A 24,192-nucleotide genomic window follows, 5' to 3' on the forward strand; every position below is an offset into this window, starting at 1 on the left:
ATCAACTCGGGCTCGCGCGCCGCGGGCCGGCCCGTGTGGTCGGTGATGCGCGCGATCTCGGTGATACGGGTGAGTCCGTGGGCGGCGTCGCATCGAGGGGCGCGAGGATGCGGAGCGCGAGGGGGAGGCCGCCGCTGAGCTCCACGACGGAGTCGAGGGCGGAGGCCAGGGCGGCCGGGTCCCCGGCCGCGGGGAGGGGCGCGGGCGCGGCGACCCTGAGCAGCTCGGCCGCCTCGGCGGCATCCAGCCGCTCCACGGGCAGCTGATGCACCCAGGCGGCGAGATCCGCCGGCAGCTCCATGGGCGCGCGGGCGGTGACCAGCACCAGACTCTCGGACCGCTCGGGCACCAGCACCCGCACCTGCTCGGCATCGACGGCGTCATCGAGCAGCACGGTGACGGGCAGCCCCTGCAGGTGCTGGTGATACAACTCCCCGAGCCGCCGGACCTGCTGCTCAGCACTGGCCCCTTCCCGGAACAGCAACTGCTCACGGGGTGCGCCGAGCCGATTGAGCAGGTGCAGCAGGGCTTCACGGGTGGAGAGGGGGGCGGGGGGCTCGGGGGTGGGGCTGGCCGCGCCACCGGCTCCGGCGCCCGCGGCGGCGGGGGCTCCGGTCTCGGCCCTTGCGCCAGCGCCCGGCCCGCCGCCTGTGCCGAGGCCCGGCTCGACGGCCGCGCCTGCCCCGGTGTCGGACCCGGCGCCCGCGCCGATGCCCGTACCGGGGTCAAGGCCGATGCCTGTGCCGGGGCCCGCCTCCGGGCCTGTTCCGGCGTATGCCGCCGTACCTGGGGCGGCGCCCGCGCCGGTGCTCGTACCTGCCCCCGCACCGGTCCCGGTGGTGTCTGCCGCAGTGCCCGCGCTGGCGCTCGTACCGGTACCCGCAGACGCACGCGGCCCCGCGGCCGGGCCCGGTTCCGGGCCGGGGGAGCCGCCGCGAAGGTCTACCACGCAGGCGCCGCGGAACTGGTCGCGCAGCGCGTGGGCCGCGCGGAGGGCCAGGGTGGTGCGGCCCACGCCCGGCTCGCCGTACAGGACGACCACCACCGGGCGGGTCTCCGTACTCGCCCGCGCCGCCTGCACCCACTGCGCGATCCGGGTCAGCTCAGCCCGCCGCCCGGTGAACCGGCCCGCCGAGTCCGGGAGTTGCCCGAAGGACTGCTCCAGCGCACTGCGCCGCCGCGCCTCCGCACTGCGGTCCACGCCGCGCAGCTGCGACGCCGACCGCGCCCGCGTCATCGAGACCCCGGCCGCCGGCCGCGGCGCCCGGGCCGCGGCCGCCACCGCGCGCTGCTGCTCCAGGAAGGGCCGTATCCCGCGTACCTCCAGCGCCGTCAGCCACTGCAGCCTCAACTGTTCGGCCCCGCCGGGGCGTCCCAGCTCCCCGGCCCTCCGGTTCGCGGCCGGCAGGTGCAGCGCCGTCACCTTCACCACCGTGGCCACCGCCCCGGCGACCCCCACCACGGCCCCGGCCGTGAGCGCCGTACCCGCCGCGACCCCGAGCGACAGGTCCGCCCCGACGGCGGTCGCGGCCGCCACCGCCGTGACCAGGGCCGCGGTGGACGTGTTGCCGCGCCGGAACGCCTCCCCGAGCGACTGCTCCCCGGCCGCGGCCTCGTCCAGGGCCCGTACGTACGCCTCGTACTCCGGCGCCGCACTCGCGGCGAGCGAGTCCAGCGCCTCCCGCCCCCGCGCCAGCAGCACCGCCCGCTCCACCCCGGCACCGGCGGCATCCACCCCGCCGGGCCCCCGCCGGACGGCCTCGTCCACAGCCCGCTCCAACAGGCGCTCGGCCTCACCGCGATGGCTGTCCCGCATCGGCATCCCCCTCAGAGAGCTCCGGCAACGATCCCCAAGTGTCCTGCGGGACAGCCCCGGACGCGAGGGAATCTGAGCTAGTTCAGAGGGAACCGCCTCCCCGGAGCGAAACGGCCAACTTGCCAGCCATGGCTCACAGATGACGTCCCTCCAATAGCTACTCCGCCCGCACTACCGCTCCGCATAGCGCAGGAACTGCCACCCCAGTACGGCCAGGGTGAGCGTCTGCGCGACGGAGACGACGACAAGTACGGGCTGAGCGACGGGAGAACGCCAGAACCCGGCCACACAGATCATTGGTAAGGCGATGTAGGTCAACAGATCCACAGCGGTCTGCAGCCGTTTACGCGTGGTGCGGCCGGCATCGGCGCGGTGGTAGATCTCCCAGCCGAACACCGCCCTCGGGGTGGCGCTGAGCTCACCCAGCCGCGGGCCCAGCTGGTCGCGGATGTAGCAGCCGATCGACGTGATCTTCTCGTCGTTGATCAGGTAGGTCCAGCCGAGGATCAGGCAGATCACGGGCACGGCGAGCAGCAATTGAGGCCGCCCGCTCTGGACGGTGATCGCTATGACCCCGGTGGCCGCGGCGAGTGTGAAGTAGAGCAGGTTGTCCCGGAACCCTATTCGGGTCTTCTGTTCCTCCTTGATGCAGTGGTATTCAGCCAGCAGGAATGTGCTCTCGGTGACGTCATCTGTGGTGGCCACGGCCACCTCCTCAGCTCAGGTCGAGAGTGGGCCGACGAACGGGCGGGCAGGAATCCGGAGCCTCAGTCCCTGCCCGCCCCCGCCACGATCCAGGGTGCTCAGTCGGTGGTGTCGAAGGGCGGCAGGTTTCTCGGGTTGTTGCGTTCGATCCAGCCCTTTCCGTCCGCCGCGATCCCTTCCAGCAAACGGAAGGTATGGATGAAACCAGCCGCATTGAGGTTGATCTCGGTGATTTCCTGGGCGTTCTCGTCCGGAGCCAGTTGATGGGAGTCCGCGTCCTTGACGCGAATGTTCCTGGCCGGGCCGTTCGTGAGGACGAGTTCCAGCTCATAGCTGGCCTGGGCGCTTTCCGTCACCTGTACCGAGGACAACGCCTCGAATCGGTAATTGCTGCGCTGCTCGTCGCCACGCTTCGCGTCGGTGAAATCGATCTCCGAGCTGATTTCACGTACGCCCTCCTGGGTGACCAGGAAGAGCCGGAAACTGTAGCGCGAGTATCGCCACGGGCCGCGCCGCGCCCGCCCCCGCTTGTAGGGGCGTGCGGGTGTCACCAGGATGGTGTGGGTGATCAGGTCCCGCCAGGTGAGCTGGTAGTGCCGGAGCGCTTCGTCGATGAACAGCGTCTTGTCGCAGGTGAGCCAGGTCTCCATCTCCTGCTCACTGGGGCGCATGCTGTCCAGGTAGGATTTCCAGCTCTCGTATGCGGCCTGCCGTGCATTCAGTCGCTCGTTGAATTCCTCGTTCTCCCTGACCAGCCGATTCTCTTCACGCTGGGCCTCCAGCCAAGAGGAAGTGGCCGCTTTCCCGGACCAGGCCATGCCGGCGGCGGCCAGGACGGCGAGCAGAGACCCCGAGGGGCCGGCACCCGAGGCGGCTGTTCCGAGCAGGGACAGCCCGGTGATGCCGAGAACGACGAGGGCGATCACGGACAGGGCTTTCGCCACCACCGCACTCTGGTTCTGCCCGCCGTTATCGAAGAGGGTGCCGTTGTTGTGGCGGTTCCGGGCGTCCTCGGCGAGGTAGCGGATCAACCAGTTGACCCGGTCCACGCTGATGCGGCTCTCGCGGTAGAGGAGCGCGATCTCGGCGGCCAGGCTGCCGCGCACGTGGACGGTGTACCCGAGCCATTCCTGCGAGGCGAAGCCGTGGGGCACACGGGTCGCGAAATAGTGCTCGAACGAATGACGGACGCGGTCGGTGAACCCGTCCCGGGGAGCGGCGGGATCGCGCATGGGCGGGATCTGGGGCTCGGCCGTAGGAGTCGGGCGGTGGTCCTGGAGACACCACTGGCGGCCGAAATGGGCCGCGGCCAGACCCGCGCCGAGCGCCACCAGCAGCTCTACGACTGCCTCAGCCGGATCCGCGACCAGCGCCGTGATCCAGAGGAACGCACTGCCGACGACGAACAAGCCCGCTCGGACCGGGAACGCCGCTTGGGCGGCGGCAGCGGTGCTCGGGCGGGGCGACATGGCCCGCGGCCCGATCGGGTCGGCTTCGAAGTAGGCCCAGATCCGCTGTATCCGGTCGTTGCCGAACCGGTCCCGCTCCGCCCGTTCGCGATTCTCCGCCCACAGGCTGTCCTTGAGCCCTCCGGTGAGGACGAGGTCGAGGTGGCGGAGGATTCCCTCACGCTGGCGGGCCGGCAGGGCCCGCAACCGCTCCAGTGCGCGTTCCGTGTCGCCGTCCGCGGTGCTGAGCATCGCCAGCAGCTCGAATGTGATGCGCAGGGCATCCTTCCACTCTCCCTCGGCGTAGGTCCGTACGAGCTGGGAGGCGCGGTGCAGCTGCTGCAGTTCTTCGGGGTTGAGGTCGTGATAGGCGCGCGTACTGAGCATGGCGAGCACCCAGTGGAAACGGACCTCTGCGCTGTCGAATTCGTGGGCGATCGCATCGGCGATCATCTCGCGGGCCCGGCTGGAGATGCCATCCTCCAGCAGCCGCACGCCTACCCGGTACTTCTCCTGGGGAGAGGCGTCCGGATGGACGAAATAGACATTGGAATTGTGTACGGTCTCGGCCTGGATTCCGATGGTGGAGTCGTAGGCGCTGTTGTGTGCGCCATTGCTGCCGTTCATGCCGCCCCACCCGCCGCCGCGACCAGGGGAGCCAGTTCGGCCACCAGCGCCGGACAGTCCGCGATCAGGCCACGTAACCTCTTGAGCGTCATGGCCGTCCGCTTCGACGATTCGTGGGTGTTCTCCCGAGCGGTCCGGCGGGCGGAGTCCAGATCGGCCAGTGCTTCCCGGCAGGTGTCGTCGTCCAGAGCGCCCTCGGCGTGGTGGCGGATCAGGTGCAATCGAAAGCCGTCGAGTTCCGCGACCAGGTCCTTCGGGCCGCTGGTCGCCTTCGGGCCCGTGCCCAGGTGGACGCTGCTGTTCCTGACGGAGCCGCCCATGATGCCGACGGTGCTGCCGTGGGCGACATTGCTGATGTGCTCTGCGCGCCGGTCGCCCGAAGGGGTTCTGCCGGTCCACGGCGTGGTCATCTGCGTCTGTTCCTTCACTAGTTCCACCGCCAGCTGTGTGGCGAAGGCCGCGGCGTTCGCCGCGGCCCGCGGCTGCCAGTTACGGTCCTCCGCGCTGCTCTTCGTGCCGTCGGCCCGGTCGCTGATGCCCCGGATAATCGCCACGGGCGCTCCGTTGAGATGACCGGCCTGTGCCACACCGGCGGCCTCCATCTCGATCGCGAGGGCATCGTTGTAGTGCTGCCGGATCCACCGCGCCTCGGCGGAGATCTTCGAGTTCTGTACGATCTCGCCGGCTGCGATCGCGCCGAAGCGCACCTGCGGGGCGGACCCCTCGCCGGTGGTGTCGTCGGCCCAGTTGTTCGCGCGGGCGAGGTGCGAGCCGAGCTGGCTGATGGCGTGCGGAGCCTCCCATACCCGGGGGCGGGCTTTGAGCCCGTCGTCCTCGCTGGTGCCGCCGTGGTAGGCGTACACGTGTGTCGCCATCACCACGTCACCCAGCCTGGCGGTCTCCCACAGGGCACCGGCGACGCCGACGAACAGCACGGCCACCGGCGAGAACTCCTGGATCGCGCGCTCGGCGAGCACCGCGGCGGAATGGTTGCCCTTCTGCGTCACAGCGAGGGCGATACGACATGAGGTGCCCTCCACGGCTCCCACCTCGAACCGGGTGCCACGCCCATGGAGGTGTACTTCCGGGCCGGTCATTTTCCGGCGCACGGCCTGGTATTCGAGATTGAGGGCGGTGAGAATCACCACCAGGTCTTGCGACATCTATTCCTCTTCCCCTCTCGATGTCTCTTCCGCCGTGGACGGCACAGGTCGGATCAGCGGGGGGAACAGGACGGTCTTCGGTCCGGCCCGGTACAGCCGCGCGGGCCGTCCCCCCGTGGCTCTGCGGTCCGATCCAGCGGGGACGATGAACCCCTTTGTGGCCTGGACCTTCCGGTAGAAATTGCGGGTGTCGAGCTCGGTGCCCCAGACTGCCTCGTACACCTGCTGCAGCTCCGTTATGGAGAAGGCTTCGCCGCAGAACGCGGTGGCCAGTGCCGAGTATTCGAGCTTGGTACGCGCCTGCTCGATGCCGTCCGCCGCGATCCGGCGATGGTCGAAGGCCAGTTCCAACTCGCCGGACAAGATGGACTCCGCCGGGACCCACGCGGCATCGGTGGCGTCCGTTCCCGCGACCGGATCGGGGAGTTCCGGCGCAATCGCCAAGTGTGCCACGGAGACCACCCGGCCCCGTGGATCACGGCCCGATTTCCCGTAGGTGCCCAGCTGTTCGAGGTGCACCCGGCCGGCGGTCAGGGCGGTCTCCTCGCGCAGCTCGCGGTGAGCGGCGTCCAGGATCTCCTCGCCGTTGTGATTCAGGAAGCCGCCGGGCAGGGCGAGCATGCCGCGGAAGGGCTCTTCGCCCCGCTCCACGAGCAGCACACACAGCTGACCTTCGCGGAGCGTGAGGATCACGAGGTCGACAGTCAGCAGCACGGAAATTGGTGACCATGTATCAGCCTGCATGCCCTGTAACGTACTTCAGTTACTGTCACTCGCACAAGAAGTGTGCGGACATAGCTTTTGCCGGGCTCGCAGGTGCTTGGGTCGCGGTCGAACCGCCCCACGACCAGTTGGCCCCAGGCGTCCGCCGGGGCCAGGTCGCCCCCCTGCCGGAGGGGCTGTGGGTGCTTTCGGGTCCTTCTGCCGAGATCAGGTGAGAGGGTGCGTGGCCTTCCGGTTAGGACGTCAAGACGACGACGGCGTCGCGTCCTCGGCACCCGGCCTGGTGAAAGAGGCGGCCTTCGCCACCAGGGCGGCGAGTTCCGGGTTTTCCGCGAAGTGGCGGGCCTGGACCTGGTCGATCTTCGTCTTCATGTCGGGGTCGGTGGAGTCCGTGATGTCGAATGCCTCGAACCGGGCCAGGAGGCCGATGCCCTCCAGCTCCAGCCGCAGGTGCGCCGGGTGGTTCAGGTAGGCGTAGTAGCCGTCGAGGTCTTCGAGCACGAAGACGGCCCGTACGCGAAGTCCCCGCTCGGGTGCGGGCCCACCACGTACGACTTCACCGCGGGGCAGGTCTCCCCGACCTCGCGCAACAGGTCCAGGCAGGACTGGAGTTGCTGCTCACTCAGGCCGGGCTTGGGCGTAAGGCGGTTGATGTGGAAGATCACGGTCTTCTCCTCGGAGGGGTGGGGCCAGCGCGCATGGTGGGCGGCGCCTCGGTGAGTTGAAGGTAGGAGCGGCGCCCCGAGCGCCGGAAGGAGTAGATTTTTCTGACACTGTCAAGGCGCCTATACGGTGTCCGGATGACTACGCCGTTACGCAGCCGCCGCCGGGCCGTCGCCGTCCAGGAGATCCTGGACGCGGCACACGAGCATGTCGCCGAGCACGGACCGGGCGGGCTGGCGCTCCGCGCCGTCGCGCGCGGCCTCGGGATGACGGTCCAGGCGCTCTACCACTACTTCCCCAGCCGCGCCGACCTGCTGACCGCGCTGATCACCCGCGCCTACGAGGAGTTGGCCGACGCCGTGGAGACGGCGATCGAGGGCGCCGCCGAAGCCGGCACCGATACCGGCACCGGCACCGGCACCGACCGCTTCCTCGCCGCCGCCGAGGGGTTCCGGAGCTGGGCCATCGCCCACCGCGGCCTGTTCGAGCTGCTCTACGGCACACCCCTGCGCTCCTACGCGGCGCCCACCGGTGGCGGCACCACCGACGCCGCCCGCCGGCTGGCCCCGCTCTTCGTCCACGCGCTCTACGACGGCCTAAGCCCCGAGCAGCTGGACGCCGTGGACTTCGATCCGATCAGCCCCGCCCTCCGGGCCCACCTCGGCGGGCTGCCGCCGGAAGTGCTGGAAGGGCTCCCGCCCCCGGCCGCGGCCCTCTTCGTCAGCGTGTGGGCCCATGTCCACGGCCTGATCGCCCTGGAGGCGTTCGGCCACACCACCTTCATCGAGCCGCTGCCCGACCTCTTCCGCCTCTCCGTCCGGAACCTGCTCGTCGACGCCCGCCGCCGCATGGGCCTGCACAGCGCCTGATTCCGGCCACGCACCACCCCTAACCCTCTAACTCCACTTGACAGGTTAGGCACCCCAACGCCATGGTGGGTGATGTCAGTAACCCCCGAAGCCCGCCTGAGGAGTTAGGTATGACTGTCGTCCACCACCGGTACGCCACCATCCGCGGCCGGCGCCTCTTCTACCGCGAGGCCGGCCCCGTCGACGCCCCCGCCGTGGTCCTGCTGCACGGCTTCCCCACCAGCTCGTTCATGTTCCGCGACCTCATACCCGCCCTCGCCGACCGCTATCACGTCATCGCCCCCGACCACCTCGGCTTCGGCCTCTCCGACGCCCCCGCGGCCGACGAGTTCGACTACACCTTCGACGCGCTGGCCGATCTCACCGCCGGCCTCCTCGACGAGCTGGGCCTGACCCACTACGCGATCTACGTGCAGGACTACGGCGCCCCCGTCGGCTGGCGCCTCGCCCTCGCCCGCCCCGGCGCGATCACGGCGGTCATCACGCAGAACGGCAACGGCTACGACGCCGGCTTCGTAGAGAGCTTCTGGGCGCCGGTACGGGCGTACCAGCGCGAGCAGTCCCCCGAGAACGAGGCACGCATGCGGGAGGCGCTGTCGCTGGAGGGCATCAAGTGGCAGTACGTCACCGGCGTCCCGGACGAGAGCGTGGTCAGCCCCGACACGTGGCACCACGACCACGCCCTGGTCTCCCGCCCGGGCAACGACCTCGTCCAGCTGGCCCTGTTCCGCGACTACGCCACCAACTCCCCGCTCTACCCGAAGCTCCACGGCTACCTGCGGACCCACCGCCCGCCGGTCCTGGCGGTCTGGGGCCGCAACGACCTCATCTTCGGCCCGGACGGCGCCCGCGCCTTCGCCGACGACGTCCCCGACGCCGAGATCCACCTCCTCGACGGCGGCCACTTCCTGCTGGAGAGCGCCGGCAGCGCCGTCGCCGCCCTCATGCACGACTTCCTCGACCGCGCCACAGCGGCACACCGCACAACCGGCCGCCCCGACGCCTCCGCCTGAGCCCCCGACGCGCACGGCCGCCCGCCGTCCGGCGGCTCCTCGGGTCGGGAAGGTCGCTGTGAGAGGCTGGCCCGCATGAACCGGCTGGCTGGTACGACCTCGCCTTATCTGCTGCAGCACGCTGACAACCCCGTCGACTGGTGGCCCTGGGAGCCGGAGGCGTTCGAGGAGGCACGGCGGCGGAACGTGCCCATTCTGCTGAGCGTCGGGTACAGCTCCTGTCACTGGTGTCATGTCCTCGCGAGCGAATCCTTCGAGGACGAGCGGGTCGCGGCGTTCATGAACGAGCACTTCGTCAACATCAAGGTGGACCGCGAGGAGCGGCCCGATGTCGACGCCGTTTACATGGAGGCCGTGCAGGCAGCCACCGGGCAGGGCGGGTGGCCCATGACCGTGTTCCTCACCGCCGATGCCGAGCCCTTCTACTTCGGGACGTACTTCCCGCCCGAGCCCCGCCACGGCATGCCCTCCTTCACGCAGGTGCTCGAAGGCGTGCGGGATGCCTGGGTGGGGCGGCCCGAGGAGGTCGCCGAGGTCGCGCGGCGGATCGTACGGGACCTCGCCGGGCGGCAGCTCGACTACGGGAAGGCCCTCGCCCCCGGCGCCGAGGAGCTGGCGGGGGCGCTGCTCGGGCTGACGCGGGAGTACGACGCCACGCACGGCGGATTCGGCGGCGCGCCGAAGTTCCCGCCGTCCATGGTGCTGGAGTTCCTGCTGCGCCACCACGCCCGCACCGGCTCCGAGGGCGCGCTCCAGATGGCGGCCGACACCTGCGAGTCCATGGCCCGCGGCGGGATCTACGACCAGCTCGGCGGCGGGTTCGCGCGGTACGCGGTGGACCGGGAGTGGGTCGTCCCGCACTTCGAGAAGATGCTGTACGACAACGCCCTGCTCTGCCGGGTCTACGCCCACCTCTGGCGGGCCACCGGCTCCGATCTGGCGCGGCGCGTGGCCCTGGAGACCGCCGACTTCATGGTCCGGGAGCTGCGCACCGCCGAGGGCGGTTTCGCCTCGGCGCTGGACGCCGACAGCGAGGACCCGCTGACCGGGGAGCACGTGGAGGGCGCGTACTACGCCTGGACCCCCGCGCAGCTGCGCGAGGTGCTGGGCGACGCCGACGGGGAGCTGGCCGCCGGCTGGTTCGGGGTGACCGAGGAGGGCACCTTCGAGCACGGCACGTCCGTGCTGCAACTGCCCCAGGACGGGCCCGTGGCGGACGCGGCGGTCTTCGCCGGGATCAGGGAGCGGCTGCTGGCCGCCCGCGGCCGGCGGCCCGCGCCCGGCCGGGACGACAAGGTCGTCGCCGCGTGGAACGGCCTGGCGGTGGCCGCGCTCGCCGAGTGCGGGGCCTACTTCGACCGGCCCGACCTGGTGGAACGTGCCACCGAGGCCGCCGACCTGCTGGTACGGGTGCACTTCGACGCCACCGGCGGCCGGGCCCGGCTCACCCGGACCAGCAAGGACGGCCGCGCCGGGGCCAACGCCGGGGTGCTGGAGGACTACGGCGATGTCGCGGAGGGCTTCCTCGCGCTGGCGGCGGTGACCGGCGAGGGCGTCTGGCTGGAGTTCGCCGGCTTCCTCCTCGATCTGGTCCTCGACCGCTTCACCGCCGAGGACGGCTCGCTGTACGACACCGCGCACGACGCCGAGCGGCTGATCCGCAGGCCGCAGGACCCTACGGACACCGCCGCGCCCTCCGGCTGGACGGCCGCCGCGGGCGCACTGCTCTCGTACGCCGCCCACACCGGCTCCGAGGCGCACCGTACGGCGGCGGAGCGCGCGCTCGGAGTGGTGCAGGCGCTCGGGCCGCGGGTGCCGCGCTTCATCGGGCACGGGCTGGCGGTCGCGGAGGCGCTGCTCGACGGGCCCCGCGAGGTGGCGGTCGTCGGTCACCCGGAGGATCCGGCGCTGGCCGCGCTGCACCGTACGGCGCTGCTGGCGACGGCTCCCGGGGCGGTGGTGGCGGCCGGTCCGCCGGGTGCGGAGGAGGACGGCGGCGGGGAGTTCCCGCTGCTCGCCGGGCGGACCCTGGTGGAGGACCGGCCGGCGGCCTACGTCTGCCGGCACTTCGTCTGCGCGCGGCCCACCACGGACCCGGCCGAACTGGCCCAGCAGCTGGGGGCGGTGCGCCCGTAGAACGCCGGCCCCCGCCCGCAGAAGCCCCGGCGGGCGGGGCCCCGCCCGCGCAAGCCCCGGCCCCGCCCGTCAGTGCTGGTAGGCGGCGATCGAGATGCCGACGTAGTGCGCCACGAACGCCGCCAGGGTCAGCGAGTGGAAGACCTCGTGGAACCCGAAGAACCGCGGTGACGGGTTGGGCCGCTTCATGCCGTAGATGACGCCGCCCGCGCTGTAGAGCAGCCCGCCGACGATCACCAGCACCAGGACGGCGATCCCGCCGGTGCGCATGAAGTCGGGGAGGAAGAAGACGGCGGCCCAGCCCATCGCGATGTAGCAGGGGGTGTAGAGCCATCGCGGGGCGCCCACCCAGAACACGCGGAAGGCGATCCCGGCCGCGGCGGCGATCCACACCGCCCACAGCAGGGTCCGGCCGGTGGAGGGCGGGAGCAGCAGCACGGTCAGCGGTGTGTACGTGCCCGCGATGATCAGGAAGATGTTGGCGTGGTCGAGCCGCCGCAGGACGGCCTCGCCGCGCGGTCCCCACGTACCGCGGTGGTAGACGGCGCTCACGCCGAAGAGCAGGCAGGCCGTGAGGATGTACACCCCGCAGGCCACCCGTGCCCGCGTGGAGTCGGTGAAGGCCATGAGGGCCAGACCCGCGACGACCACGGCGGGGAACATCCCGAGGTGCAGCCAGCCGCGCATCAGCGGCTTCTCCTCCAGGGCGGTCTCGACCGCCTCCAGGGCTTCGACGACCGGTGAGGTCTCGGCGACCGGGTCGGCGGCGGCATCAGAAGTCATGCGCGCCATGCTACCTACGGGTCCGTAGGTTCCGGTCAGTGGTCATCGACGGTCGTCGGAGCTCTTCATCTGCCCGTCATCCGTCTTTACGGAAGATTGACGGACGTGGCAATGCTCACGTGAGAGGCCCTCTGGACATATGCGCACATCCACCGGATGATCAGATGAGTGCGGTCGACACCGGATGAGCGGAGCGCGAAGCGTCCGGGTCGCAGCCCCCACGGGGCCAACACCAAACACACCCCTCAACAAGGAGCAATCGTGGCGCGCGAGAACGCGGCTCCCACCAGTTCGACCCTTCCCACCCAGCACGCATCCCTCATCTCCTGGGTGGACGAGATCGCAGCCCTCACCCAGCCGGACCGCGTGGTCTGGTGCGACGGCTCCGAGGAGGAGTACGAGCGCCTGTGCGAGGAGCTCGTCTCGAAGGGGACGTTCAAGAAGCTCGACGAGGCGAAGCGCCCGAACTCCTACTACGCGGCTTCCGACCCGACCGACGTCGCGCGCGTCGAGGACCGTACCTTCATCTGCTCCGAGAAGGAGGAGGACGCGGGCCCGACCAACCACTGGAAGGCCCCGGCCGAGATGAAGGAGATCTTCGCGGGGGAGAAGGGCATCTTCCGCGGCTCCATGAAGGGCCGGACGATGTACGTCGTCCCCTTCTGCATGGGCCCCCTCGGCTCCGAGCTCTCCGCCATCGGCGTCGAGATCACCGACTCCGCCTACGTGGCCGTCGCCATGCGCACCATGACCCGCATGGGCAAGCCCGTCCTCGACGAGCTCGGCACCGACGGGTTCTTCGTCAAGGCCGTCCACACCCTCGGTGCTCCGCTCGCCGAGGGCGAGGCCGACGTGCCGTGGCCCTGCAACACCACCAAGTACATCTCGCACTTCCCGGAGAGCCGCGAGATCTGGTCCTACGGCTCGGGCTACGGCGGCAACGCCCTGCTCGGCAAGAAGTGCTACGCCCTGCGCATCGCGTCCGTCATGGCCCGCGACGAGGGCTGGCTCGCCGAGCACATGCTGATCCTCAAGCTCACCCCGCCGGCCGGCGAGGGCGAGGCGAAGTACATCGCCGCCGCCTTCCCCTCCGCCTGCGGCAAGACGAACCTCGCCATGCTGGAGCCCACGATCCCCGGCTGGACCGTCGAGACCGTCGGTGACGACATCGCCTGGATGCGCTTCGGCGAGGACGGCCGCCTCTACGCGATCAACCCCGAGGCCGGCTTCTTCGGCGTGGCCCCCGGCACCGGCGAGCACACCAACGCCAACGCCATGAAGACCATGTACGCGAACACGGTCTTCACCAACGTCGCGCTCACCCCCGACGGCTCGGACGTCTGGTGGGAGGGCATGACCGAGGAGGCGCCCGCCCGCCTGACCGACTGGAAGGGCAACGACTGGACGCCGGAGTCCGGCACCCCGGCCGCCCACCCGAACGCCCGCTTCGCCGTCCCGGCCTCGCAGTGCCCGACGATCGCCCCCGAGTGGGAGGACCCCAAGGGCGTCCCGGTCTCCGCGATCCTCTTCGGCGGCCGTCGCGCCTCCGCCGTCCCGCTGGTCACCGAGTCCTTCGACTGGAACCACGGCGTCTTCATCGGCTCGAACATCGCCTCCGAGAAGACCGCCGCCGCCGAGGGCAAGGTCGGCGAGCTGCGCCGCGACCCCTTCGCCATGCTGCCGTTCTGCGGCTACAACATGGGCGACTACATGGCCCACTGGGTCAAGGTCGCGGCCGACAAGGACCAGGCCAAGCTGCCGAAGATCTACTACGTGAACTGGTTCCGCAAGAACGACGCGGGCAAGTTCGTGTGGCCCGGCTTCGGCGAGAACAGCCGCGTCCTCAAGTGGATCGTCGGCCGCCTCGACGGCACCGCCGAGGGCACCGAGACCCCCATCGGCATCCTGCCGACCCGGGACTCCCTCGACCTCGACGGGCTCGACCTGCCGGCCGAGGACCTGGACTTCCTCCTCACCGTCGACAAGGAGGTCTGGCGCGAGGAGGCCGCCCTGGTCCCCGAGCACCTCAACACCTACGGCGAGCACACGCCGAAGGAGCTGTGGGACCAGTACCACGCGCTCGTCGAGCGCCTCGGCTGAGCCGGGACACGCCCTGAGGAAGGGCACGCCCTGAGGAAGGGCACGCCCTGAACAAGGGCCAGAAGACGTGGGAGCCCCCGACCAAGCGGCGCCCACCGCTGTGGGAGCCCCCGACCAAGCGGCGCCCACCGCAGCACCGGCCTGTCAGGCGGAGCCTCCGCGCTCCTCCAGATAGGCCGTGTGCGTCTGCTGACGGCGGGCCTCCACCTCGTGGAGGTCCGCCGTCACGCGTCGCGCCTCCTCCCGCAGCAGCCCCAACTGCCGCTCCAGATGCCCCTCCGGGGACGCACCGCCCGGCGCCAGCCGGTCCCACCAGCGCGTGCGGTGGTAGGCGTCCACGCTCTCCGGCACGTCCTGCCGCACCGCGCGCGCGACCGCGTGCACCGCCTCCGGGTCGGCGGCCAGGACCTCGGCCACCCACCCCGGCTCCAGCAGGGCCCCGTACAGCTCCAGCAGCTCCTCCAGTACGCCGCCCGCCTCCGCCGGAAGCTCCTCCTCCGCCAGGTACGCGCGCAGCCGCGCGAAGTCCTCCCGCAGTACGCCGAGTTCCTCGCGCGGACCGAAGGGCGGCGGGGTGGCCCGCTCGGGCGGGGCGATCAGCGCGCCCGCCCCGTACAGTCCGGCGACCACCAGCGGCCAGTACGCCCCCGCCACCCCGGCCAGGGTCAGCGCCAGCCCGGCCAGCCCGCAGGCGGAGCCCGCCAGGTTCTTGCGCGACTCCAGGTAGGCCAGCGCCGCCCGGCCCGCGCCGCTACTGGTAGCCACGGATCTCCTCGAAGGCCCCGGCCAGCGCGCTGTTGCCGCCCGTCGCGTCGAAGAGCCGGCCGCCGGTCAGCTCCGCGATGTGCGTCAGCTGCTTACGGTCCGAGTCGCCGAAGACCACCGCGAACACCGGGGTCCGCTTCTGCGCCTCCGGCAGCGCCGCGTAGAAGGAGTCGAAGTGCTTCGCCCCGACCCCCTCGGTGTTCTCGCCGTCAGTCATCAGCACGATCGAGGTGAAGGCGTCCCCGCCGTTCCCGCCGCCTCCGCTGCCGCCCAGGTGCCGGTAGGCCGCCTCCAGGCTGCTGTAGACGGCCGTGCCGCCCTCCGGCTCCAGCGCCCGCACGTCCGCGCGGATCGCGTCCAGGGCCGCCCCCGGACTGCCCGGTTCCACGGCATGCGTGCTCACCTTCTTCACCGTCGACCCGAAGGACAGCAGCGTGACCTCCTCCCGGTCCCGGAAGCGCCGCCCCGGACCCGAACCGCCCGTCCCCGTCAGGTCGGTGAGCGCCGACCGCAGCCGGCCGATCCGGTCCTCCTCGCCCATCGAACCCGAGGTGTCCAGCACGTACACCGTCCGCGAGGGCCTGCGCAGCTCGTTCTCGTACGAGGCCAGCAGCCCGTCGGCGACCGCCCGCGAGCCGGGGAAGGGCAGCTCGCGCCGCACCGACGCGTCCAGCCCGGCGGCCGGGGCCACCCCGGGCGCCACGGGCCGGCGCAGCGTCCGCTCGGTGATCGCCTTCTGCGCCTCCGGGCCGCGCAGGTACTCCGTCAGCGCGCGCCCCGCGTCCCGGGCCCCCGCCGGGGCCGAGGTGAGCAGCGTCAGCGGGTAGTGGGCCGTCACCACGCCGTCGCGTGGCCGGATCACCGTCAGCGGGGCCCCGGAGCCCTGCGCGTCCCGGTTCATGGAGAGCAGCACCGACTCGTAGTTCACCAGCGCGTCCACGTCCCCGCGCCGGGCGTAGGCGGTGGCCAGCCAGCCGGAGGAGCCCGAGGTCAGCTTCTGCCCGGTGAAGAACTCCTTGAGCCGCGGGGTCGCCGCCCGCACGTCCGCGTCGGTCAGCGCCGCCTGCGCCCCGGACAGCCCCGAGGCCACCGACACCAGCGCCGAAAAACCGGAGTGGGAGCGCACCGGATCGGTCATCCCGTACGTGAGCCTCCCCGCGGCCACCGCTTCGTGCACCGCCGGCCAGGTCACCTCCCCGGGCTGCCAGCCGAGCCGGGCCAGCACCTCCGGCTTCACCCCGAGCGCCACCGGCGAGGACATCACCGGGGTCTCGCTGGACAGCTTCCCCGCCGCCTCGGGCCGCAGCCGCAGGTAGTCGTTGGAGGAGAGCCAGATCGCGTCGAAGCGCCCGTCCGCCGCCCCGGAGGCCACCTGCTCGGCCGCGTCCAGGGTCCCCGACCAGGTCAGCTGCACCTCGATGCCGGTCGCCGCCTTCGCCGCCTTGAGCACCGGCTCCATGTCGGCCAGTTCGCTGGAGGCCAGTACCCGCAGCCGGCCCTCCCGGTACCGGGACTCCTCGGGCGCGGCGTTGTCCCCGCCCGTGCAGGCCGTCAGCAGCCCCAGCACGGCCAGTACGCTCAGCGCGGTCAGCGCGCCCGCCCGCAGCCCTGCCCGGCGCCCGGCCCGCGACTTCGTCCGCGCCCCCGTCCGCCGCCTCATCGGGCACCCCCGTCGAGCACGCCCTCGGCGGTCCGGGTGCGCGCCAGGTACGCCGACGCCGTGCGCAGCTCCCCGGAGAGGGAGTCCACGGTGGCCGCCATGTTCCGGGCCGCCTCCGCGCGGAAGCCGTCGATCGCGTCCAGCGTCTCGTAGATCTGCGCGAACGCGGTCCGCAGTGTCTCCGCCCCGACGGCGGGGTCGGCGGCGATCCGCCGGATCTCCGCGCTCTGCGAGGCCAGCATGCCCGCGTTGCCCCGGATCAGCTCCTCGGTGGTCCCCCGCAGGGCGTCGACCTGCTCGATCACCGCGCGCTGATGATCCAGCGCGGAGGCCAGCATCACCGCGATCCGCAGCGCCGACACGGTCGTCGTCGCGGCCCGGTCCACGCCCTTGATCAGCTCGTCGTTGGTGCGCCGCACCACGTCCATCGCCAGATAGCCCTGCGCGCACACCGCCAGCTGCGTCAGCAGGTCCTGGTGCTTCTGCCGGACGGGGAAGAGCACGTCCGCGCGCAGCACCTCCGCCTCCTGCGGATCGGTGCGCTCCGCCTCGGCGATCCGCCGCTCCACGGCCGCGTCCAGGGCCTCGGTGAGCACCGCGTACTCCTGGAGCCGGCCCATCGTCTCCCACAGCCGGGAACGCTCCGTGTGCAGGGCCGCGTTGTCCCGGCGCAGTTCGTCCTGGCCGCCGCGCAGCGCGCCCACGATCCGGTTCAGCGTGGCCTGCGAGGAGGCGTACTTCGCCACGTGGTCGCGGAAGCGGTTGCCGCCCGGCAGCCTCGCCAGCAGCCGGCGGGCCCCCTTCGCGGGGGTGTCCCGCGGGCCGAGGTCCTCGACGGTGCGCCGCAGCTCCACCAGCGAGCCGGCCACCCGGCCCCGCGCGTCGCCGCCGCCCGCGCCCAGCGACCGTACGGTCCGCTCCAGCATCCGGTTCGACTGCTGGGCGGCGCCCCGGACCTCCGCCGCGCCGAGGCCGGTGATCTCCCCGACCCGGCGGGCGAACTCGGGGGAGCACGTGTCGGTCCCGGCGAGCGAGCCGACGTACTCCCCGGCCCGGCGGGCCATCTCCTCGCGCACGCCGTCCGGCAGCGGCACCAGCCCGGCGGCTCGCTCCGTACGGACGGGCGCGACCGGTTCCGGGGCGCTCAGCACGAGCGGGATCTCCTCGGGAGGAGTCATGGTCATGGTGAAGTCCCCCTAGCCCTTCGCGCGCTGGGCCAGCGCCATCAGGATCGTGACGGTGGGTGTGCCGACCTGCCGGATGCCGGTGAGCCCCGGGTTCAGGTAGGCGCCGTGCGGAGCGGTGGCGGCCGTGAACTCGGCCACCCCGTCCTGCGGGCGGAAGCCGCGCTGCACGGCCAGTTCGCGCAGCCGCGGATCGGTGGCGAGGAGCGTGCCCAGCTCCCTCGCGTCCTCGCTCAGCGGTACGAAGGTGTGCGCGGTGTTGACCGTGGTGTCCGGGTAGAGCACCACCATCGCGCCCGGGTCCTGCCGCTGGAGCAGCAGCGAGGCCACCTGGGACTCGTACACCAGGATCAGCGGTTCGCCGCTGCCGCTGATGAAGGCCCGGAAGGGGTCGTCGGTGCTCGACTCCAGTGCGCCCTGCACCGAGATCAGCTTGCGCATGAGGGGCGCGGTGCGTTCGACCCCGGCGTCGTCGGCGACCACGCCGCCGCCGTTCGCGACGTTGGAGGCGGCGGCCAGATAGAGCGCGCCGGAGTTGGAGGAGGAGGGGTCGGTGGTCTTCACGAACACCGTGCCGGTCAGCTCGGCGTACGGGGCGGACCCCGGCAGCTGCTGCCAGGTCCGGTCCTCGGCGGCGGCCTTGAGGAAGGGGCCCATGAGGAGGGTGCCCACGTTCTTGCCGGTCAGGGTGGCCAGGCCGTTGGCGGCCAGAACGGCGGCCGCGTGCGGGCGGGCGATGACGACGAGCGGGGAGTAGAAGGGCCGGGTCTCCTGGGCCCCCTTCAACCCGGCCGCCGCGGCGACCTCCTTGGCGGGTTCACTGCTGCTGGGGAAGGCGAAGTCGTACTCCTTGAGGGCGAGCCGGTCCATCGCCCAGGAGCCGGAGGTCTCCGTCTTCACGGTGTAGCCCTTGTCCGCAAGGGCCTTGACGACGTCGGGGTCGCGGAAGAAGTCGGACTTCTCCGAACCGATGACGCCACGCACGGTCTTCGTTGCCGTGGAGTGCGGGTCCTGCCCCTGGAGGACGGCGTAGAGCACGCCGCCGGTCAGGAGGAGGCCCAGGATGATTCCCAGGATGCGTCTCACGGGGGCAGCGTGCTCGCGGAAACCCACATTCCGCGGCGCGTCGCATGAACGGCGGGTGTCCGGACGGTCCCACTTCGAAATGCTGTGTGGGCCCGTGGGTGCTGGTGGGCGGGGCGGCGGCCCGGGAGGATCGGGGGATGGGCGTGAGCGCGTTGAAGTGGCAGGGCTGGCTGGTCGCCCTGGTGGCGGTGGCCGGGCTGCTGGTGTTCGCCCCGCTGGGCCTGTACGTGTGGGCGAGCGGCGGGGCGCCGCCGCCGGAGCCGCCGCGGCCGGCGGTCCAGGACGTACGGGTCACCGGCTGCCGCGTGGACCCGGCCAGCCGGCGGGTCACGGCCGCGGTGGAGGCGCGCGGGCGCGTGGAGGGCGCCGGCGCCTACCTGGTCACGGTGGAGTTCCGCGACAGCGCCGAGGCCGACCCGGCGCGCCGGGCCGCCCAGGCGCTGGTACGGATTCCGGGCGTGGCCCCGGGCGCGGCCGAGTACGGGGAGGCGGTCGGCCCGGTGTGGCCGGTGGCGACGGTGCCCTGGTGCGGGGTGGCCGGCGCGGAGTTCACGCCGGCTCCCGGGGAGGGCGCGCCGGCACCGGCACGCACGGGGGACGTCAGCCGTTGACCTTGATGACGACCGTGCTGCACACCTTGTCCGCGAAGGTCTGCTTCTTCGCATCCCACAGCGGCCACAGCCAGCCGATGTAGCAGGGCAGACCGTCCAGGATGTGCGCCAGCTTGCGCACGAAGGCCATGCCGAAGCCGAGGACGTTGCCGTCGGCCTCGCGGCGCAGGCTGATGCCGACGATCTTCTTGCCGATGGTCTGGCCGGTGGTGCCTTCCTTGTACAGCTGGAAGATCGCCATGCCGATCAGGTACAGCATGCCGATGAGGCTCATGATGCCGGCGACCGTGTCACCGCCCTCGCCGCCGGAGACGGCCGCGCCGATGCCCATCAGCGCGTACATCGGACCGAGGACGATCAGCATGTCCAGCAGGTACCCGCCCACGCGCAGACCCCAGTGGGCCAGCGGCGGCATCCCGGCCGGCATGCCCATGCCCGGGCCGCCCGGCATGCCCTGCTGCGGGTACGCGCCGTACGGCGGCGGGGGCGTCTGCGGCTGCGGGTAGCCGTACTGCGGGGCCGCGCCCTGCGGGGGCTGCTGGGGGTAGCCGTACTGCGGGGGCACACCCTGCGGGGCCTGCTGCGGGTAGCCGGGCTGGCCCTGCGGGGGCTGCTGGCCGTACGGGTTGTTCGGGTCGCCGAAGCTCATGCGCGAGTCTCTCCAGGCTGCTCGATCGGGGACGAAGCGGCATGGAGGAGAGGGAACACACGAGCGGCCTCCCCCGTACTGCCGCGATGTTTTCAGCCGACATCGTTGTTCGCGGCGCGGTGATCTGTCCAATTCAATGCGCGCGCGGCAGCCCGCGTGAGGCCCGGCGAAGGGCTTCCCGGGAGTCATGGCACCCGGTCCGGAGCCTCCGCGGCCCCGGACCGGGGCCGTCTAGTGGGCGCCGGCCAGGTCCCGGTCGGGGTCCCGGTCCGCGGGGGAACCGGGCTCCAGGTCCAGGGACTTGAGGGCGGCGGTGTGCGCGTCCATGCGCTCGGCGGCGAGGATCGCGACGGTGGTGTCGGCGCGGGACGCGGCGACGACCAGGGCGCGGGCGGCGAGATCGTGCGCCCGCCGGTGCAGCGCGCCGATGTCCTGCGCGGGGCCCCGGGCGGCCCGGGTGGGCCGGGTCCCGCGCAGCCGGGCGACCTGGGCGGCGATCCCGTCGGCCGCCTCGCCGAGCCCGAGCTCGTCGGTGACGGCGAGCAGGGCCGCGAGGTGGCCGGCGAGCTGGTTGTCCAGTGCTTCGCCGCGGCTGCTGTGCGGGTAGTCGGCGGGGTCGCCGCCCATGCGCTGGACGACCGACTTCGTGCGGATCGGCTCGTACATGAGGGGCCTCCTGCGTGGTCAGGAGACCATCCTACATTGGATCGGTTCTAAAGTTGAGCTGGGTCCGGATGCTGGTCGGTCGTCCCCACGGGCGGGCCGGCTACAGCTGGCCGTAGCCGTCGAGGAAGTTGCCGATGCGGGTCACGGCATCGGCCAGGTCCTTGGCGTTGGGCAGCGTCACGATGCGGAAGTGGTCCGGCTCGGGCCAGTTGAAGCCCGTACCGTGCACGACCATGATCTTCTCGGCCCGCAGCAGGTCCAGGACCATCTGCCGGTCGTCCTTGATCTTGTAGACGGACGGGTCCAGGCGCGGGAAGGCGTACAGCGCGCCCTTGGGCTTCACGCAGGTGACACCCGGGATCTGGGTCAGCAGGTCGTACGCGACATTGCGCTGCTCCAGGATCCGGCCGCCGGGCAGGACCAGGTCCTCGATCGACTGCCGGCCGCCGAGGGCGGTGGCCACGGCGTACTGCGAGGGCATGTTCGCGCACAGGCGCATGTTCGCGAGGATCGTGAGGCCCTCGATGTAGCAGGTGGCGTGCTTCTTGGGGCCGCAGACCGCCATCCAGCCGGCCCGGTAGCCGGCGACCCGGTAGTTCTTGGACAGGCCGTTGAAGGTCAGGGTCAGGATGTCCGGGGCGATGGCGGCGGTGTTGAAGTGCTCGGCTCCGTCGTACAGGATCCGGTCGTAGATCTCGTCCGAGCAGACGACCAGGTTGTGGCGGCGCGCGATGTCGGTCAGCCCGCGCAGCATCTCCTCGTCGTAGACGGCGCCGGTCGGGTTGTTCGGGTTGATGATCACGATCGCCTTGGTGCGGTCGGTGACCTTGCGCTCGATGTCGGCGAGGTCCGGCATCCAGTCGGACTGCTCGTCGCAGCGGTAGTGCACGGCGGTGCCGCCGGCGAGGGAGACGGACGCCGTCCACAGCGGGTAGTCCGGGGCCGGGACCAGCACCTCGTCGCCGTCGTCGAGCAGCGCCTGCATCGACATCGTGATCAGCTCGGACACGCCGTTGCCGAGGTAGATGTCCTCGACGTCCAGGTCGATGCCCTTGGTCTGGTAGTGCTGCATGACCGCGCGGCGCGCGGACGGCAGACCCTTCGCGTCGCCGTAACCGTGGGCGGAGCCCAGGTTGCGGAGCATGTCCTCAAGGATCTCCGGCGGACACTCGAAGCCGAAGGCCGCGGGGTTGCCGGTGTTGAGCTTGAGGATGCGATGACCTGCTGCTTCGAGCCGCATGGCCTCTTCGAGCACGGGGCCGCGGATCTCGTAGCAGACATTGGCGAGTTTGGTTGACTGGATCACCTGCATGACGGGAGCTTACGGGGCCGGGTGGGCGCTTGACCTGCGTTTTCGAAGACAGACCCGAAGGGCGTTTTGCCCGTTTTGGCGCGATGGGCGGGTGGCGGCGCCCCCTTCCCTTGGAATCCGCTGCCGCGGCCGCCCCACGGCCTGCGGTTTGCTGCGGAGGCTCCCACTCCGCCGACGAGGCGTGTTGTGCTCGTCACGCGCGCGGCGGACTGAGTAGGCGGCCTGAGTACGCGCACTCATGTGCTCCCCGGCCCGCACCCCCGAAGCTGGTCCTCCAGGACGGGCGAGCGGTGCCGGAACGGCGACGGTTAGGGGCGCGGGGCAGTGGAGTTCGTAGTTGACGGCATGGCCATCACCACGGTCGGCAAGGACGGCGACGACCGGGCGATCGAATTCCTGGTCAGGCCCCGCACGAGCGTGGTCCCGGAGGGCCGCTTCGCGATCTTCCGCGACCACGAGGAGGACTGGGAATCCGCCCGCCTCTCCATCTCCCCCCACTCGGGCCCGGTCCCGGTGGCAGCGGTCGCCTGGGCGGTGGAGTTCGCCCGCGAGTACCTGTGAGGCGGGCCCTCGGCGAGGTGGGGTGGCGGCCTCGCCGGAGGGGGTGGGGGTCAGGGGCGGGGTTCGAGGATGACCAGGGGGATGTCGCGGGGGTGGGCGCGGTGCTGGTCGTCCTCGAAGGGGGGCCAGAGGGCCGTCATCATGTCCCAGTACGTTTCGCGTTCCTCCGGGGTGGCCGTGCGGGCCACCGCCTCCGTGGTGGTGGCGCCCACCTGGAGGCGGACCTCCGGGTGGGCCGTGAGGTTGCGGTACCAGCGCGGGTGCTCGGGGGAGCCGTCCGCCGAGGCCAGGACGATGTGGCGGCCCGCGTCCTCGCCGTAGATCAGGGGGACGCGTGCGGTGCGGCCGGTGGTGCGGTCGAGCGTGGTGAGCAGGAGGGTGGGGACTCCGTGCCAGAGGTGCCCGTCGGCGCCCGCCGTGCTGACGTAGGCGCGGACGTGGTCGAGCCTCGGGCCGGGCCGTGGGTCCGTGGGGTGGTCCCAGTCGACGTCGAGTGTGTGCATTTACCTGTCCTTAGGGTTGTGGCCCTCTGGCGGCTAACGAGCATTAACGATTCTGGATGCGTTGGACCCGTAGCGCACGACTATAGGTCTGGACCAAGCTCGGAGCATGGATCTGGAGCTGAGACACCTCAGGATCGTCAGGGCCGTCGCCGACGCCGGCAGTCTCACGCGGGCCGCCACGGTGCTGGGGCTCGCGCAGCCGGCGCTCAGTACGCAGCTGAAGCGGGTGGAGCGGATGCTCGGCGGGACGCTCTTCGTGCGGGGGCGGGAGGGGGTACGGGCCACCGCGCTGGGGGAGCTGGTGCTGGAGCGGGCGCGGGTCCTGCTGCCGGCGGTGTGCGAGCTGCAGGAGGACGCGGTGCGGATGGCCCGGCAGGGGGTGCGGGGGTACCGGCTGGGGGCCACGCACGGGCCGCTGCTCGGCGGGCTGGTGGACCGGATCGCGCGGGACGAGCCGGGGGTGCCGGTGACGACGTACACGTCGTGGTCGGAGCGGGAGGTCGCCGGGGGCGTGGTGGACGGGCGGCTGGACTTCGCGCTGGTGGGGGCGTGCGGGGAGAGCGCGCCGCCGGAGCCGGGGCGGTTGGCGTGGGTGGAGGTGGCGCGGGATGCGGTGCATGTGATGTTGGGGGAGGGGCATCGGCTGGCCGGTGGTGGGGACGGGCCGGGGCGGGGGATCGAGCTGGGGGAGTTGGCCGGGGAGGCTTGGGCGGACGTGCCCGGGGACGGGTGCTTCGGGGACTGTTTCGCGGCGGCGTGTGTGCGGGCCGGGTTCACGCCGGTGTGCGTGTACGAGACGGATACGGCGTCGTGCGTGCACCTGGTGCAGGTGGGGCGGGCGGTGGGGCTGTGCCGGGCGACGTTCCCGGCTACGCCAGGGGTGGTGACGCGGCCGTTGGCGGGGGTGCCGTTGGTGTGGCGGCATTTGCTGGGGTGGCATCCGGCGGGGCGGGTCGCTGCGCGGGCGGGGGAGGTTCTGGGGTGGGTGCGGGGGGCGCATGCGGAGGCTTTGGGGCGGGCGGGGGTGTAGTCGCCGGGGGCGGGGCGGGGCGGGTGCGGGTGCGTTGCCGGGTGCGGCGCCGTTGCGGGGGCGCTGCCCCCGGGCCCCCGCGCCTCAATCGCCGGCGGAGATGGGACGAGCGGGGGGTT

General features: G+C 71.8%; 21 protein-coding genes and 1 pseudogene. 7 read left to right on the forward strand and 15 right to left on the reverse strand.

Annotated elements, in window-relative coordinates:
* Nucleotides 1–106: 106 nt before the first annotated feature.
* The 6 genes and pseudogenes from ABZ873_RS29200 to ABZ873_RS29225 form a co-directional block, all read right to left on the reverse strand.
* Nucleotides 107–1,816 (reverse strand): annotated as a pseudogene (locus tag ABZ873_RS29200) (hypothetical protein); the annotation flags it as partial.
* A 171-nt stretch (nt 1,817–1,987) separates the two neighbouring features.
* Nucleotides 1,988–2,527: a hypothetical protein gene (locus tag ABZ873_RS29205; RefSeq protein ID WP_360878088.1), complete on the reverse strand. Its 540-nt coding sequence runs from the start codon at nt 2,525–2,527 to the stop codon at nt 1,988–1,990.
* A 92-nt stretch (nt 2,528–2,619) separates the two neighbouring features.
* Nucleotides 2,620–4,596, reverse strand: a complete 1,977-nt coding sequence (locus tag ABZ873_RS29210; protein WP_360878091.1) for a hypothetical protein — start codon at nt 4,594–4,596, stop codon at nt 2,620–2,622.
* On the reverse strand, nt 4,593–5,759 hold the full coding sequence (locus ABZ873_RS29215) for a 5'-methylthioadenosine/S-adenosylhomocysteine nucleosidase (protein WP_360878094.1): 1,167 nt from the start codon (nt 5,757–5,759) through the stop codon (nt 4,593–4,595). The genes ABZ873_RS29210 and ABZ873_RS29215 overlap by 4 nt, the downstream gene beginning before the upstream one ends.
* Nucleotides 5,760–6,503 carry an NUDIX domain-containing protein gene (locus ABZ873_RS29220; protein WP_360878096.1) on the reverse strand — a complete coding sequence of 248 codons (744 nt, stop codon included), beginning with the start codon at nt 6,501–6,503 and terminating at the stop codon, nt 5,760–5,762.
* Between the two features lie 222 nt (nt 6,504–6,725).
* A complete protein-coding gene (locus tag ABZ873_RS29225) occupies nt 6,726–6,983 on the reverse strand; it encodes a hypothetical protein (RefSeq protein ID WP_360878099.1) in 258 nt (85 codons plus the stop codon).
* 299 nt (nt 6,984–7,282) lie between these two features.
* Here ABZ873_RS29225 and ABZ873_RS29230 point away from each other — a divergent pair, with 299 nt between their 5' ends.
* The 3 genes from ABZ873_RS29230 (at nt 7,283) to ABZ873_RS29240 (ending at nt 11,163) form a co-directional block, all read left to right on the forward strand.
* Nucleotides 7,283–8,014 carry a TetR/AcrR family transcriptional regulator gene (locus ABZ873_RS29230; protein ID WP_360878102.1) on the forward strand — a complete coding sequence of 244 codons (732 nt, stop codon included), beginning with the start codon at nt 7,283–7,285 and terminating at the stop codon, nt 8,012–8,014.
* Nucleotides 8,015–8,124: 110 nt separating this feature from the next.
* Complete coding sequence (locus ABZ873_RS29235) at nt 8,125–9,027, forward strand: alpha/beta hydrolase (RefSeq protein ID WP_360878105.1); 903 nt, start codon at nt 8,125–8,127, stop codon at nt 9,025–9,027.
* Nucleotides 9,028–9,102: 75 nt separating this feature from the next.
* The gene (locus ABZ873_RS29240) at nt 9,103–11,163 is read left to right on the forward strand and encodes a thioredoxin domain-containing protein (protein WP_360878108.1); all 2,061 of its coding nucleotides are present in this window, start codon (nt 9,103–9,105) and stop codon (nt 11,161–11,163) included.
* Between the two features lie 69 nt (nt 11,164–11,232).
* On the opposite strand, the gene ABZ873_RS29245 is transcribed toward ABZ873_RS29240, so the two are convergent.
* The gene (locus ABZ873_RS29245) at nt 11,233–11,946 is read right to left on the reverse strand and encodes a hemolysin III family protein (protein WP_360878111.1); all 714 of its coding nucleotides are present in this window, start codon (nt 11,944–11,946) and stop codon (nt 11,233–11,235) included.
* A 261-nt stretch (nt 11,947–12,207) separates the two neighbouring features.
* On the opposite strand from ABZ873_RS29245, the gene ABZ873_RS29250 reads away from it, so the two are divergent.
* Nucleotides 12,208–14,046, forward strand: a complete 1,839-nt coding sequence (locus ABZ873_RS29250) for a phosphoenolpyruvate carboxykinase (GTP) (RefSeq protein ID WP_360878114.1) — start codon at nt 12,208–12,210, stop codon at nt 14,044–14,046.
* Between the two features lie 144 nt (nt 14,047–14,190).
* Here the strand turns inward: ABZ873_RS29250 and ABZ873_RS29255 are convergent, their stop codons facing one another.
* Genes ABZ873_RS29255 through ABZ873_RS29270 form a run of 4 tightly spaced genes read right to left on the reverse strand, consistent with a single transcriptional unit; the run spans nt 14,191 to nt 18,741 of the window.
* The gene (locus tag ABZ873_RS29255; protein ID WP_360878117.1) at nt 14,191–14,811 is read right to left on the reverse strand and encodes a hypothetical protein; all 621 of its coding nucleotides are present in this window, start codon (nt 14,809–14,811) and stop codon (nt 14,191–14,193) included.
* Nucleotides 14,798–16,471, reverse strand: a complete 1,674-nt coding sequence (locus ABZ873_RS29260) for a substrate-binding and VWA domain-containing protein (RefSeq protein WP_360878120.1) — start codon at nt 16,469–16,471, stop codon at nt 14,798–14,800. The genes ABZ873_RS29255 and ABZ873_RS29260 overlap by 14 nt, the downstream gene beginning before the upstream one ends.
* Nucleotides 16,468–17,649, reverse strand: a complete 1,182-nt coding sequence (locus tag ABZ873_RS29265; protein WP_360878145.1) for a toxic anion resistance protein — start codon at nt 17,647–17,649, stop codon at nt 16,468–16,470. Before ABZ873_RS29265 ends, ABZ873_RS29260 begins: the two co-directional genes overlap by 4 nt.
* Nucleotides 17,650–17,667: 18 nt before the next feature.
* Nucleotides 17,668–18,741 carry a hypothetical protein gene (locus ABZ873_RS29270; RefSeq protein WP_360878122.1) on the reverse strand — a complete coding sequence of 358 codons (1,074 nt, stop codon included), beginning with the start codon at nt 18,739–18,741 and terminating at the stop codon, nt 17,668–17,670.
* A 143-nt stretch (nt 18,742–18,884) separates the two neighbouring features.
* Here ABZ873_RS29270 and ABZ873_RS29275 point away from each other — a divergent pair, with 143 nt between their 5' ends.
* Nucleotides 18,885–19,352, forward strand: coding sequence for a hypothetical protein (locus ABZ873_RS29275; RefSeq protein WP_360878125.1), 468 nt, complete (start codon nt 18,885–18,887; stop codon nt 19,350–19,352).
* Here ABZ873_RS29275 and ABZ873_RS29280 read toward each other — a convergent pair.
* From ABZ873_RS29280 to ABZ873_RS29290, 3 genes are all read right to left on the reverse strand, one after another.
* Nucleotides 19,342–20,001 carry an RDD family protein gene (locus ABZ873_RS29280; RefSeq protein WP_360878128.1) on the reverse strand — a complete coding sequence of 220 codons (660 nt, stop codon included), beginning with the start codon at nt 19,999–20,001 and terminating at the stop codon, nt 19,342–19,344. The two genes, ABZ873_RS29275 and ABZ873_RS29280, sit on opposite strands and share 11 nt — an antisense overlap.
* A gap of 231 nt (nt 20,002–20,232) precedes the next feature.
* The gene (locus ABZ873_RS29285) at nt 20,233–20,667 is read right to left on the reverse strand and encodes a hypothetical protein (RefSeq protein ID WP_360878131.1); all 435 of its coding nucleotides are present in this window, start codon (nt 20,665–20,667) and stop codon (nt 20,233–20,235) included.
* 100 nt (nt 20,668–20,767) lie between these two features.
* Nucleotides 20,768–21,979, reverse strand: a complete 1,212-nt coding sequence (locus ABZ873_RS29290; RefSeq protein ID WP_360878134.1) for a pyridoxal phosphate-dependent aminotransferase — start codon at nt 21,977–21,979, stop codon at nt 20,768–20,770.
* A 324-nt stretch (nt 21,980–22,303) separates the two neighbouring features.
* Here ABZ873_RS29290 and ABZ873_RS29295 point away from each other — a divergent pair, with 324 nt between their 5' ends.
* The gene (locus ABZ873_RS29295; protein WP_360878137.1) at nt 22,304–22,540 is read left to right on the forward strand and encodes a hypothetical protein; all 237 of its coding nucleotides are present in this window, start codon (nt 22,304–22,306) and stop codon (nt 22,538–22,540) included.
* 50 nt (nt 22,541–22,590) lie between these two features.
* Here the strand turns inward: ABZ873_RS29295 and ABZ873_RS29300 are convergent, their stop codons facing one another.
* Nucleotides 22,591–23,043: a nitroreductase/quinone reductase family protein gene (locus ABZ873_RS29300; RefSeq protein WP_360878140.1), complete on the reverse strand. Its 453-nt coding sequence runs from the start codon at nt 23,041–23,043 to the stop codon at nt 22,591–22,593.
* 106 nt (nt 23,044–23,149) lie between these two features.
* Here ABZ873_RS29300 and ABZ873_RS29305 point away from each other — a divergent pair, with 106 nt between their 5' ends.
* Nucleotides 23,150–24,073: a LysR family transcriptional regulator gene (locus tag ABZ873_RS29305; RefSeq protein ID WP_360878142.1), complete on the forward strand. Its 924-nt coding sequence runs from the start codon at nt 23,150–23,152 to the stop codon at nt 24,071–24,073.
* Nucleotides 24,074–24,192 lie beyond the last annotated feature (119 nt).

Source organism: Streptomyces sp. NPDC047014, assembly GCF_040644195.1.
GTDB lineage: Bacteria > Actinomycetota > Actinomycetes > Streptomycetales > Streptomycetaceae > Streptomyces.